Here is a 12,107-nt window from a genome sequence, read left to right on the forward strand (position 1 = left end):
AGCTGGTGATCGCGTACGAGCTGGAGCTGCGCGGCAGCCACGGCATGGCCGCGCACGCCTATCCCGAGCTGCTCCGGCTGGTCACCGCCGGGGTGCTGCGCCCCGGCGAGCTGATCACCCGCACGATCGGTCTCGACGAGGTGCCCGACGCGCTGACCACGATGGACCGGCCCGCTCCCGGCGGGATGTGCCTCATCGCCCCGCGCTGAGCCGGCCGCGGACCGGCCCGGCGTCCGGGTGGCGGTGCCACCCCGACGCGGACCGGTCCGCGGGCGTTTCGGCTCAGCTGACGGTCACCGAGACCGTCCGCGGCGGCTGCTGGAGCTGACCGTAGTTGTCGACGCCGCGGATCGAGACCGTGTAGGTGCCCGCCGGGATCACCGGCGAGGTGTACGCGAAGTTCGACCCCGGGGAGCCCGGGCTGGTCAGGAAGGACGCGATCCACGGGAAGTTGCCGGGGGTGCTGGGCGTGCTGAAGGTGCCGGCAGCGTTCATCCCCTGGCCCGCGCTGTTGGAGATCTGGATGTCCACGCGGAGCATCCCGATGTCGTCGACGGCCCGTCCGGTGACGACGATCCGGCCGCCGGTGTAGGCCTGGCCCTCCACCGGGGTGATGCTCGGCTCCAGCCGCGGATCGAGGTCACCCGGGTAGACGAGGTACCGCGCCGTGGCACCGGAGGTCGAGCCGTCCTGCTGGCCCGCCGTGTCGACGGCCCACGCCTCGACGCTGTACTCGCCCTTGGTCGGCAGGTCGATCGAGAGGGTGAACGCGGTGCTCGTCGCGCCCGGCGCGGCCAGCGTGGCGTTGACCGTGGCGAAGGCGGCGGCCATGGTGCCGTTCGGCTGCACGTACCGGCCGGTGTCCAGGTCGCGCAGCGCCACCCGGACGCTCTGCACGCCCTTGTCGTCGGTCGCCGTGCCGGCCAGGTTGAGGTGCAGCTGGTCCACGTTCTGGTCGACCCCGGTGAAGCTGAGCAGGCCGTTCGGGAACGCGTCGCCGGGCACCTGGGCGGTGACGCTGAGCCGGCCCATGTTCGTGCCCGAGGTCGTCAGTCCCAGGCTGTCGGTGGCCCGTACCCGGAAGTCGTACACGCCCGGGGTGAGCGGCACGGTGGTGAACGACCAGGCGTACGACGCGGCGTTGAGGTTGGTCGGCGAGATCCGGTAGTAGGCCGCGACCGAGTCGGCCCCCCAGGTGCCGTCGGCGGCCAGCGCCTCCCGGGTGGTGTTGTTGCGCAGGTAGATCTCGACCGACCTGACGGCGTCGTCGTCCTGGGCGGTGCCGGCGAAGGTGATGGTGCCGCCGGGCCCGACGGTGACCGGGGCGGCCGCGGTCGGCGGGGTCATCGGCACGGGCGCGCTGATGGCCACCGTCGGCGGGACACCGGTCGACGAGACGGTCCAGTCCCGGGTGTCGCCGCGCAGGTCGCTCTGGCCGGCGGTGTCGACCGAGGTGGCGGTCATCTTCCACTGGCCCTCGATCGGCAGGGCCACCTCGAACTGCCAGGTGGTGGACAGCGCGCCGATCACGTCCGGCTCGCCACGGAAGGTGTTGTAGACCGCGGCCACCGTCCCGTCGTCCTGGAGATACCGGTTGTCGGGGGTGCGGAACGAGTAGATCAGCGAGCTGACGCCCTTGTCGTCGGTGGCGGTGCCGGTGGCGACGAAGCTCTTCGTGGCGAGCAGGCCGCCGGGCGGCGAGTCGATCCGCGTCGACGGCGGCAGGTCGTCGAAGCGGAAGGCCTCGATCTTCTTGACGGCCTTGGTGGCGTCACCGACGCCGTCGCGGCCGAACGTCTTCGCCTGGATCTGGTAGACGCCGGAGGGCAGCGACACCGGCAGCGTCCACGTGGTCGAGGCGGTGTTCACCGCGGCGACCGTGGCGTTGATGCTGTTGGCGGCGCCCCAGGTCTTCAGGTCGTCCTGGAGGAACTGGCTGGTGTTCCGGTTCTGGATCTCGATCTGGACCCGGCTGACCCCGGCCGGGGCGAGCGCCTGGCCGCCGAGCGCGAAGGACTCGTTGGCCGGCTTCACCGCGCCCTCGATGGGCGTGACGATGGTGGTGTCCAGCGCCGCCGGCGCCGGCGCCCTGGACAGGTCGAAGAAGCCGACCCGGCCGACCGTCTTGCCGCCCTTGACGTTGCCGTCGCCGCCCACGATCAGACCGCGCGCGGTGGCCAGCATGGCCTTCTCACCCTCGTACGAGTTGGAGCCGGGGTTCCATTCGAGCGCGGTGCCGGTCTTCGGGTCGAGCGCGCCGAGATGGTCGCGGCGGACCACCTGGTCGCCGAGACCGTAGCCGCTCAGGCCCTGGCCGGTGCCGTAGCCGACGTTGTCCAGGCCGGGCCAGGGGACGTTGGAGGTCGGCGACTCCTGCCAGCTGAAGTGGCCGCCGACGTACACGGCGGTGGCCGTGATGGCCACCGAGTAGACGCTGTCGAAGTGCCGCGACACCCAGAGCGGCTGGACGTTGTCGGCGCCGGTGAGCGGGTACGCGATGGCGGTGTCGTTGATCGGCGGGCGGTCGCCGCCCGAGCCGCTGGTGACGACGAAGTAGGAGTCGTCCGGCGCGATGTCACCGGCGAACACCCGCTGGATGCCGCCGACGAAGGAGAGGTTGTCCTCCCAGAGCCGGGTACGCCACGGCAGCAGCGCCTTGGTGGCGGTGTTGACCAGGGCGACGCCGTAGCGGTCCTGGCCGGCGATCTGCCGTCCGGTGTGGACGACGAGCAGCTTGCTCCGGTCGTGGGTCAGCTTGAGCTGCTGCACGGTGAGCATGCCGCCGACGCCGATGCCGCCGGTGAGCGGCAGGTTGAAGCCGGTGTCCACGGCGCCCGTGGTCGGGTTGAGCGCGACCAGGCCGCTGCGGCTCACCCCGTTGACCGTGCTGAACTGGCCGCCCACGTAGACCGCCGTGCTGCTCACGGCCAGCGCGGTGGCGCGGGCGTTCGCGGTGGCGGTGAACGCGGCGATCGGCGCGCCGGTGGTCGGGTTGAGCCGCACGATCTTCCGCTTCGTGACGCCGCCGACCGTGTTGAAGGACCCCGCGACGTAGAGCGACGTCCCGTCGGGCGACGCCTCGACGGCCTCGACGGACCCGTCGAACGTCGGCTTGAAGCCGGTGTCGACCTTCCCGGTGTCCAGGTTGTACGAGGCCAGCGACTTCTGTGCGATGGTCGCCCCGCCGACGTTGGCGATCGAGGTGAAGGTGCCGGCGATGAAGACCCGGTTGCCGATCACCTCCAGGTCCTTGATCTCGCCGTTGGTGATCCGCGGCGTGTCGGTACGCGGGACGCTCGGCACCAGCCGGGTGTCCCCCGGCACCACCGCCGCCGCGGTGGCGACCGTGCGCGCCGCGCCGAGCGCCGTGCTGCTGCTCATCGCTTCCGCGCCGGTCCGTGCGGTGGCGCCGGCGTCCGTGGCGGTGAGCGTGGTCGCCACGGTGCCCGCGACCGCCGGCACGCCCAGCACCACGACGGCACCGGCGACCAGACCCGCGACGGTGCGACTCCAGACCTTCATCCATGACTCCCTGTGAACGCCCGAGACGGCACCACCGGGTCGGTTCCCGGCAACGTCCACCCGCCCGCGTGCCGGACGTCACCGTAGAAGGGAAGGTCTTCTCGCGGTACCGCGCCGCACCGGGTTTCCACCGCACGGCACCAATTCCGGCCGCACCGGCGGGCCGCACCACCGTCGGATCCAGACCCGCTCCTCCGATCGGATGGCGCGGCCCTGCTCACCGGGGCCTCGCACCTCTGATCGGCGGATCAGCCGGTGGGCCCGACGTGGTCGCGCCAGGAGTGCCGGGGCTCGTAGCCCAGCACCCGGCGGGCCTTGTCGATGCTGAGCAGGGTCTCGTGTTCGCCGAGGTCCCGGCGGACCTCGACGTCCGGGTAGACCTCGGCCATCAGGCTGGCGCTGGACCTGGTCATCACGGTGTCGGCGTTGGCGATGATGAAGACGTCGGCGCCGGGTCGGTCGTGGGCGAGCGCCCGCTCGACCGCCTGGGCGCCGTCCCGGGCGTCGATGTAGCCCCAGAGGTTCCAGCGGCGCAGCCGCGGGTCGGCGTCGAAGGCGGGGAAGGCCGCGTAGTCCTCGACGTCCATCACGTTGGAGAAGCGCAGGCCGACCATGACCAGCTCCGGGTCCCAGCGGCAGAAGTGCCGCGCCATCTCCTCCTCGAGGGCCTTGTTCAGCGAGTAGGTCGACTCCGGGCGCGGCGGATACTCCTCGTCGAGCGGCGCGTACGGCGGCGGGGTGTCGAACGGCAGCCCCAGCACCGTCTCGCTGGACGCCCAGACCACCCGCTTGATCCCGGCCGCCCGGGCCGCGGCGAAGACGTTGTACGTCGCGGCCGAGTTGTTCGCGAAGGTCACCGCGTTGGGCAGCAGCCCCGGCGCCGGGACCGCCGCCAGGTGCACCACCGCCCTGACGCCGCCGGCGTGCTCGTCGGCGCCGCCGGTGAACGCCTCCACCACCTGCCCGTAGTCGGTGAGGTCGACCAGGAGGAACTCGCCGTCGACGTCGCGCGGGTCGCGCCCGCCGGCGCGGTCCACCGCGAGCACGTCGACGCCCGCCGCGCGCAGGTGCGCGACCACGGCGCGACCGAGCTTTCCGGCGGCGCCGGTGACGACGACACGCCCAGGGAGGGAGGGCAGCAGAGGGTCGGTCATGCCGACATCCTTTCCTGCCGCGTCGCGCGCGTCGCGCGCGGCCCGGGACCTCGCGCTTCCGGTCGGGTGGAAACGGGGCCATGCGCACCATCCGCGCGCAATACAAAACGGCCTCCGAAATGGAGACAGGGGCGGCAACAGGTCACCGAGAAGAGGCCATCACCCATCGATCCGGCCAATCGTCAACCTCCGGACATTCACCGGCCGCCACCGCCTCGCGACCCGGTGGACGGACCTCCCGACGGTGCCGGTGGATCCCGTGAAGGCGCAGGTGAGGCACAATGCGACGGCCTGGCGGGGCAGACGGCGACGCGTTGCGCAGTCAGAAAGTTGCCACCAATCGAGAAATAGACGAGATCGCCACCGAGCCCCGGGGCAGCGCCTTCTACACCCGCTACGGGAACCCCAACCACGCGCAGGTGGCCGCCGTGGTCGCCGAACTGGAGGGGGCGGAGACGGGCCTGGTCACCGCGTCCGGCATGGGCGCGATCAGCACGATCGCCCTGGCCCTGCTCGCCGCCGGCGACCACGTGGTGGTGCAGCGCAGCACGTACGGCGGCACCACCTCGCTCGCCACCGGCCTGCTGCCACGCTTCGGGGTGTCCTGCACCCAGGTCGACCAGACCGACAGCGGGGCGTTCGAGCGGGCGCTGCGCCCGGAGACCCGCCTGGTGCTGGTCGAGACGCCGAGCAACCCGCTGCTGGAGCTGACCGACCTGGCGGCCGTGGTCGCCTCGGTCCACGCGGCGGGCGCGCTGGTGGTGGTCGACAACACCTTCGCCACGCCGGTCAACCAGCGCCCCCTGAGCGCCGGGGCGGACCTGGTCTGGCACAGCGGCACGAAGTTCCTCGGCGGCCACTCCGACGTGTCGGCCGGGGTGGTCGTCGGCCCCGCCGGGCTGGTCGAGCGGGTGTGGCAGACCGCGATCGTCACCGGCAGCACGCTCGGCCCGGTGGACGCCTGGCTGCTGCTGCGCGGCATCCGCACGCTGCCGCTGCGGGTTGAGCGGCACAACGCGAACGCGCTGGCCCTGGCCCGGGCCCTGGAGGGGCACCCGGCGGTCGCCCGGGTCCGCTACCCGGGGCTGCCGGCGCACCCCCAGCACGCCCTCGCGCGGCGGCAGATGACCGGCTTCGGCGGGGGTGCTCGGCGTGGAACTCACGGCGGGCCGGGCGGGGGCCGCTGCGCTGCTGGCCGGGCTGCGGCTGGCCAAGCGGGCGGCCAGCCTGGGCAGTGTCAGCACGCTGGTGGTGCATCCCCGGTCGATGTGGGCGGGGATCGTGGACGCCTGGCAACTGGCCGCCGCCGGCATCGGGGACGGGCTGGTCCGCGTCTCCACCGGCATCGAGGACACCGCCGACCTGGTGGACGACTTCCTGGCGGCGCTGGACACGGCGCCGACCTGACGCGCGGGGGCCGTCGGTGCATGGTCCCGGCCGCAACGGGAATCGGAGTGCGGCCAGCAGGACCGACGGACGGAGGAGCCACGCCATGACGGACCTCTCGCCCACCGGGTCGCCGCCGCAGGCCGGCAACGGCGGCTTCGCCGTCGTGGAGATGTTCACCTCGCAGGGCTGCGAGAGCTGCCCGCCCGCCGAGGAGGTGTTGAGCGAGATCGAGCGGGACGCCCGCAAGCGGGGCGAGCCCGTCTTCGCCCTCGGCTTCCACGTCGACTACTGGGACCACCTGGGCTGGCCCGACCCCTACGCGGCGGCGGCGTACACCGCGCGGCAGGAGGCGTACGCGCGGGCCTTCGGAACCGGACATCTCTACACCCCGCAGATGGTGGTCAACGGCACCGCCGAGTTCGTCGGCTCCGACCGCCGGCGGGCGGCCGACGCCATCGCGTCGGCGCTGTCGGCGGCGGCCACCACGCCGCTCACCCTGTCGGTCGGGGACGCGGGCGGCGGGCACGTGGCGGTCGACTACCGGGCCGAGCGGCCGCCGGCCCGGGGCATGTTGCACGTGGCCGTCGTGGAACGGGGTCTGGAGAACGACGTCCCCCGGGGCGAGAACGCCGGCCGCCATCTGCGGCAGGACAACGTGGTCCGGGCCTTCACCTCGGTGGCCCTGGCGGCCGAGGAGGGCCGGGTGGACCTGGCGGTGCCGCCGGACCTCGATCCCGCGCAGGCGTCGGTGGTCGGCTACGTGCAGCAGGAGGGTGAGCGGGCCGTCGTCGGCGCCGCGGCCGTGGACGTGTCCACCTGAGCGCGCCCGCGCGCCGCTCACCCGAGGAGCACCTCCGATGAGCATCGCCCAGCAGCAGAAGCGCCTCGCGCCGGGCGTCACCCTGTTCCTGCTCGCCTCGATCATCGTGTCGTTCGTGGCGGCGTCGGCGGCCCCGACCCCCCTGTACACGATCTACCAGTCGCGCTGGCACTTCTCGCCGGTCACCACCACCGCGGTGTTCGCCGTCTACGCCGTCGCGGTGCTGGCCTCCCTGCTCACCGTCGGCAAGCTCTCCGACCACGTCGGGCGGCGCCCGGTCCTGCTCGCCGCGATCGTGGTGCAGATCGTCTCGCTGGTCATCTTCGTCCTCGCCGGCGGCGTACCCGCGCTGGTGGCCGCCCGCATCGTGCAGGGCCTGGCGGCCGGCACCGCCACCGGCGCGGCGGCCGCCGCCATGCTCGACGTCGACCGCGCCCGGGGCACGCTCGCCAACTCGATCGCCCCGGGCATCGGCACCGGGGTCGGCGCCCTGCTCTCCGCGCTGCTCGTCCAGTTCCTGCCCGCGCCGACCCGACTCGTGTACGTCGTCCTGATCGTGGTCCTGCTCATCCAGGGTGTCGGGGTCGTGCTCATGGGGGAGACGGTCACGCCCTTGGCGGGGGCGCTGCGGAGCCTGCGGCCGGAGATCACACTCCCCCGCGTGGTACGCGGGCCGCTGCTGGTCGTCGCCCCGGTCGCCTTCGCCGTCTGGGCGCTGGCCGGCTTCTTCGGCGCGCTCGGCCCGGCGCTCGTCCGCGCCCTCATGGAATCCTCGATCGTGGCCGGGGGCCTGAGCATCTTCGTCTTCGCCGTCTTCGGGTCCGCCGCCATCCTCGTGCTGCGCGACGCACCCGCACGGCGGGTGATGCTCATCGGCATCGCCGCACTCGTCCTCGGCATGGTCATCACGTTGGTGTCGGTCCGGGCGGAGTCCGTCGCCGGCTTCTTCGTCGGCCTGGCGTTCGGGGGCGTCGGCTTCGGGGGCGGCTTCCAGGGCAGCCTCAAGACCGTCACGCCGCTGGTCGAGGCACACGAACGTGCCAGCGTCCTCTCCCTGCTCTACATCGTCTGCTACGTCGGCTTCGGCCTGCCCACCGTCGTCGCCGGGTTCCTCGTGGTCCACGGCGGCGGCCTGCGCCAGACCGCCGAGGAGTACGCCGTCGCCGTCATCGTGCTCGCCGTGGTCGCCCTGCTCGGGCTGCGCGGGACGGGCCGGACGACCCGGGTGAGCCCGCGATAGCGTCGGGGTGATGCACAACCCGTCCGGACCGGCCGCCCTGACCACGGCCGAACGTGCGATCGACGCCCGCTTCCGCGCGGTCCTGGCGCGGCTGCCCCGGCACGGGCCGGCCGGTTGGCTGACCGAGTTCGCGGTCTTCGGGCTCAAACAGGCCTGGGCGTGCGTCTTCGGCGGGGCGATGCTGGCGGTCATCTCCGCGGCCCATCTCTGGTACCCGCGGGACCCGGCGTTCGCCCGCAACGACTTCCTGACGCTCGCCGCGGTCGCCATCCAGATCGCCATGGTGGCCGGCCGCCTGGAGACCCTGCGCGAACTGCGCGTGGTGGTGCTGTTCCACCTCGTCGGCACGGCCATGGAGTTGTTCAAGACGCAGGTGGGCTCCTGGTCCTACGCCTCCGACGGCCTGCTGAGGATCGGCGCGGTGCCCCTGTTCAGCGGCTTCATGTACGCCGCGGTCGGCTCCTACCTGGTCCGGGTGAACCGGCTGTTCGACCTGCGTTTCACCCGCTACCCGAGGCGCTGGGTGACGGCCGTGCTGGCCACCGCGATCTACGCCAACTTCTTCACCAACCACTACGTCCTCGACGTGCGGTGGCTGCTCATCGCCGCCGTCGCGCTCGTGTTCGGGCGCTGCGTCATGCAGTTCCGCATCTTCCGGCTCCGGTGGCGCATGCCGCTGCTGCTGGCCTTCCTCCTCGTCGCCTTCTTCATCTGGCTCGCCGAGAACATCGCCACCTGGTCGAACGCCTGGCTCTACCCCAGCCAGCTGGGCGGTTGGCAGCCGGTCTCACCGGCGAAGCTCGCCTCGTGGTTCCTGCTCATGATCATCTCGGTGGTGCTGGTCACCTGGGTCTCGCCGCCGCAGCCGCCCGACGACGGGCCGCCGCCCACCGTGCGTCCCGACGCCGCTACCCGGCGGCGACGGACACCGGTGCGCTGAGCCGGCCCTCGTTCGCGCTGCGGTCCAGGCCGGCGACGCAGTAGGTGAGCGGCCGCCCGGCCGGGGCCGTGCGGTCCACCCAGTCCCCGCCGCGGGTGGTGCCGACGAGCCGGGCCGTGCCGCCGTCCACCCGGTAGACGGCGAAGCTCACGGCGTCGTCGCCACGCCAGGTCAGCGCCACCCCGCCGGCGTCCGCCCGGCGGGCCGCCGTGATCGCGGGCGCGGGCGGCGGCGCCGCGGGCAGCTGGGCCATCGTGGGCAGCAGCGCGGGAGCGGCGTAGTGCGCCTGGCTGTAGCGGCTGACCGCCCCGAGCTTGTCGGCGCGCACCTGCCGGGCGCTGAAGTGCACGCTCCCGGTCACCCCGTGCCGCCGGTTCAGCGCGAGCTGACGGGCCAGCTCGGCCGGATCGCGCCAGGCGCCGCGCTCACCCACCCGGTAGTCGGCCTGGCCGATGTAGAGCTGCACCCGGGTGCCCCGCACCGTGGCCGCCCACCAGGGCAGCAGCTTGGCGTAGTCGGCCTTGCCGAACCCGATGTGCCAGTAGAGCTGCGGCACCACGTAGTCCAGCCACTGCTGCCGTACCCAGAGCCGGGTGTCGGCGTAGATGTCGTCGTAGCTCTGCAGGCCGGCGGTGGCCGAGCCGGCCGGGTCGGTGCGCTTGTTGCGCCAGATGCCGAACGGGCTGATGCCGAACTTCACCCACGGCTTGACCGCCTTGATCCGTTCGCTCATCTCGCGGACGAGCGTGTTCACGTTGTCCCGCCGCCAGGCGTGCTTGTCGGCGAACCGACTGCCGTAGCGGGCGAACGCCGCGTCGTCCGGGAAGTCCTGTCCCGCCTCCGGGTACGGGTAGAAGAAGTCGTCGAAGTGCACCCCGTCGACGTCGTACCGCTGGACCGCTTCCAGCATGGCGTCCTCGACGAACCGGCGTGCCTCGGGGATGCCGGGGTTGAAGTAGAGGCGGCTGCCGGGCCGGTCGGCGCTGGGATAGGTCACCACCCAGTCGCGGTGCTGCCGCAGCGGGTGGGTGGGCGCGAGCTGGTCCAGGCGGGGGCCCGGGCCGCCCACCGTGGCCGGTTGGCCGCCCCGGTAGGGGTTGAACCAGGCGTGGAACTCCAGGTTGCGGGCGTGCGCCTCGGCGACCATGAACTCCATCGGGTCCCAGCCCGGGTCGCGGCCGTCGCGGCGCCCGGTCAGCCACTCCGACCACGGCGCGTAGCTCGACGGCCAGAGCGCGTCCCCGCTCGGCCGCACGTGCACGAAGACCGCGTTGTGGTTGCGCCGCACCGCCAGGTCCAACCAGCCGCGGAACTCGGCCCGCACGGCCTCGGCCGGCAACCCCCGGCGGCTCGGCCAGTCGATGTTGTTCACCGTCGTGATCCACATGCCGCGCAGTTCGCGCGTCGCCCGGGCCGACCGCGGCCGCCACGGCGAGCGCGACGGCCACCGCGACGAGCGCCCGGCTACGGCGGCGGGGAACGGGCGGAGCGGGCGTGTCGGCGGAGGGCATCGCCCCAGTCTGCCAGCGGCACCCGGCGGGTGAACCAGCCGGAACCGCTTCTTAACGGTCACCTAAGGCCCGGGCGGGTCGAGGCGGCGGCGTGGGCCGGTCCCGTGTGGACCGGCCCACGCTGTTCGGATCCGTGGTACGCCGACCGTCGCGGCCCGGCGCGGCCTCAGCCCTGGATGAGCGAGGCGCCGTAGTAGGTCAGCGACCCGATCTGCGCGTCACCCACGGGCCGCAGCAGGGGGGCGTACCAGACGGTGCTGGAGCCGTTGGCGACCACGCCGGGGCAGACCGCCGTGCCGGTCACCCCGGCGGAGACGGTGCCGCGGGCGTCGACCCGCCCGTCCGAGCGGTACGAGTACACCGGCCCGCCGCTGTCACCCGGCGCCCCGGCGCAGCCCCCGGCGACGATGTGGTTGGCCTGCGTCACCGGCCCGATCACGTAGCCGACGTTGACGAACTGGTTGACCACACTGACCCGCAGGCTGCAGTGCTCACCGCTCGAGGCGCCGCCGGTGCAGACGTAGTTGCCGACGTAGTCCGAGGCGGCGCCGCCGACCCCGATGCTGGTGGCGGCGTTGTAGGCGCCGGTGTAGATCCGGCCGCCGGCCGCGACCCTGATCATCAAGGTGTCCCGCGGGTTCCAGTCGTTGATGATCGGCCCCATGGTGTTGGTGGGGCCACCACCGTCGTACGCGACCTGGCCGTTCACGCCGCAGTGCCCGGCGCTGAGGATCTGGCGGGCGTCGTTCCAGTAGACCCCGAAGCCGGTGCTGCAGCCGCCGCCGGCGTAGTACCGCGCCCCGCCCCAGTACGGGGCGAAGTCGTTCTGGCGGTTGAGCAGCGTGGGGCTCGACGCGGTGCGCACGTCGAGCGGCAGCCGCGCGGTCCGCAGGACGTCCCGCTTGCCCGAGGCCAGCGCCTTGCCGGTGACGGTCACCGCGAGCCCGCTGCCGTCGACCTTGCCGGCCACCGAGACCGCCCGCGGGTCGGCGGCGAGCCGCTGCGCCTCGGCGACCATCTCGCGCTGGTGGAACCGGGCCGGCTTGAACTTCACCGGTACGGCGAGCCGCCTGGCCAGGTCGCGGACGGAGCCGGGCACCGCCCCCTTCCAGTAGACGGTGAGCTTGCGGTCCTCCGGCGCGGCGACCACACCGGCGAAGCCCTCGCCGCGGGCGGTTGTGATCTCGCCGGCGGCCGCGTTGAGCCGGTCCTGCGCCGAGAACAGCTCGCGCCAGCTGGCGAACCCGCCCGGCACGGCCTCGGCCGGCTGGGCGGACGGCGTGACGGGTTTGCCGTCGGCCACCGCCGGGGTTCCGATCGCGCCGGTGGCGACGATCGCGGCGGCCAACGCGAAAATGGTGCGGCGCACGACCGTACCCCCGCGTCCGCCCGATGTCATTCGGCTCATGGGGATTTACCTCCTGAGTGAGAGCCGCCGGGGCGACAATTTCCCCGGTCGAACTCGAATTCTGGTGCGGTGAATCCCATTCACCAGGCTCCTGCTGCCAAGCGGACTCAGCCATTTACCGGA

At 72.9% G+C, this 12,107-nt stretch carries 8 protein-coding genes and 2 pseudogenes; 6 read left to right on the plus strand and 4 right to left on the minus strand.

From position 1 onward, the window contains the following. Positions 1–209: pseudogene (locus ABZV78_RS05920) on the plus strand (alcohol dehydrogenase); the annotation flags it as partial. A gap of 73 nt (positions 210–282) precedes the next feature. Here ABZV78_RS05920 and ABZV78_RS05925 read toward each other — a convergent pair. Further along, on the minus strand, positions 283–3,522 hold the full coding sequence (locus ABZV78_RS05925) for a hypothetical protein (protein ID WP_355635708.1): 3,240 nt from the start codon (positions 3,520–3,522) through the stop codon (positions 283–285). Between the two features lie 248 nt (positions 3,523–3,770). Then, complete coding sequence (locus ABZV78_RS05930; protein ID WP_355635710.1) at positions 3,771–4,676, minus strand: NAD(P)-dependent oxidoreductase; 906 nt, start codon at positions 4,674–4,676, stop codon at positions 3,771–3,773. Between the two features lie 281 nt (positions 4,677–4,957). On the opposite strand from ABZV78_RS05930, the pseudogene ABZV78_RS05935 reads away from it, so the two are divergent. The 5 genes and pseudogenes from ABZV78_RS05935 to ABZV78_RS05955 all read left to right on the plus strand — a co-directional run. Further along, a pseudogene (locus tag ABZV78_RS05935) lies at positions 4,958–5,800 on the plus strand (aminotransferase class I/II-fold pyridoxal phosphate-dependent enzyme); the annotation flags it as partial. Positions 5,801–5,828: 28 nt separating this feature from the next. Continuing rightward, positions 5,829–6,083, plus strand: a complete 255-nt coding sequence (locus tag ABZV78_RS05940; RefSeq protein WP_355635867.1) for a PLP-dependent transferase — start codon at positions 5,829–5,831, stop codon at positions 6,081–6,083. An 85-nt stretch (positions 6,084–6,168) separates the two neighbouring features. Then, complete coding sequence (locus ABZV78_RS05945; protein WP_355635712.1) at positions 6,169–6,885, plus strand: DUF1223 domain-containing protein; 717 nt, start codon at positions 6,169–6,171, stop codon at positions 6,883–6,885. A gap of 37 nt (positions 6,886–6,922) precedes the next feature. After that, on the plus strand, positions 6,923–8,125 hold the full coding sequence (locus ABZV78_RS05950; protein ID WP_355635714.1) for an MFS transporter: 1,203 nt from the start codon (positions 6,923–6,925) through the stop codon (positions 8,123–8,125). 10 nt (positions 8,126–8,135) lie between these two features. Next, complete coding sequence (locus tag ABZV78_RS05955) at positions 8,136–9,065, plus strand: DUF817 domain-containing protein (RefSeq protein ID WP_355635716.1); 930 nt, start codon at positions 8,136–8,138, stop codon at positions 9,063–9,065. On the opposite strand, the gene ABZV78_RS05960 is transcribed toward ABZV78_RS05955, so the two are convergent. Further along, positions 9,034–10,452, minus strand: a complete 1,419-nt coding sequence (locus ABZV78_RS05960) for a family 10 glycosylhydrolase (RefSeq protein WP_355635718.1) — start codon at positions 10,450–10,452, stop codon at positions 9,034–9,036. The genes ABZV78_RS05955 and ABZV78_RS05960 overlap by 32 nt on opposite strands. A 290-nt stretch (positions 10,453–10,742) precedes the next feature. After that, the gene (locus tag ABZV78_RS05965) at positions 10,743–11,945 is read right to left on the minus strand and encodes a hypothetical protein (protein WP_355635720.1); all 1,203 of its coding nucleotides are present in this window, start codon (positions 11,943–11,945) and stop codon (positions 10,743–10,745) included. Between the last annotated feature and the right edge of the window lie 162 nt (positions 11,946–12,107).

It is taken from the genome of Micromonospora sp. NPDC004540 (genome assembly GCF_040610095.1).
GTDB lineage: Bacteria > Actinomycetota > Actinomycetes > Mycobacteriales > Micromonosporaceae > Micromonospora.

Coding starts and splice junctions, on each gene's coding strand:
- ABZV78_RS05950 (WP_355635714.1), top strand. CDS start 6,923: ATGAGCATCGCCCAGCAGCAGAAGCGCCTCGCGCCGGGCGTCACCCTG.
- ABZV78_RS05955 (WP_355635716.1), top strand. CDS start 8,136: ATGCACAACCCGTCCGGACCGGCCGCCCTGACCACGGCCGAACGTGCG.
- ABZV78_RS05925 (WP_355635708.1), bottom strand. CDS start 3,522: ATGAAGGTCTGGAGTCGCACCGTCGCGGGTCTGGTCGCCGGTGCCGTC.
- ABZV78_RS05960 (WP_355635718.1), bottom strand. CDS start 10,452: ATGTGGATCACGACGGTGAACAACATCGACTGGCCGAGCCGCCGGGGG.
- ABZV78_RS05930 (WP_355635710.1), bottom strand. CDS start 4,676: ATGACCGACCCTCTGCTGCCCTCCCTCCCTGGGCGTGTCGTCGTCACC.
- ABZV78_RS05945 (WP_355635712.1), top strand. CDS start 6,169: ATGACGGACCTCTCGCCCACCGGGTCGCCGCCGCAGGCCGGCAACGGC.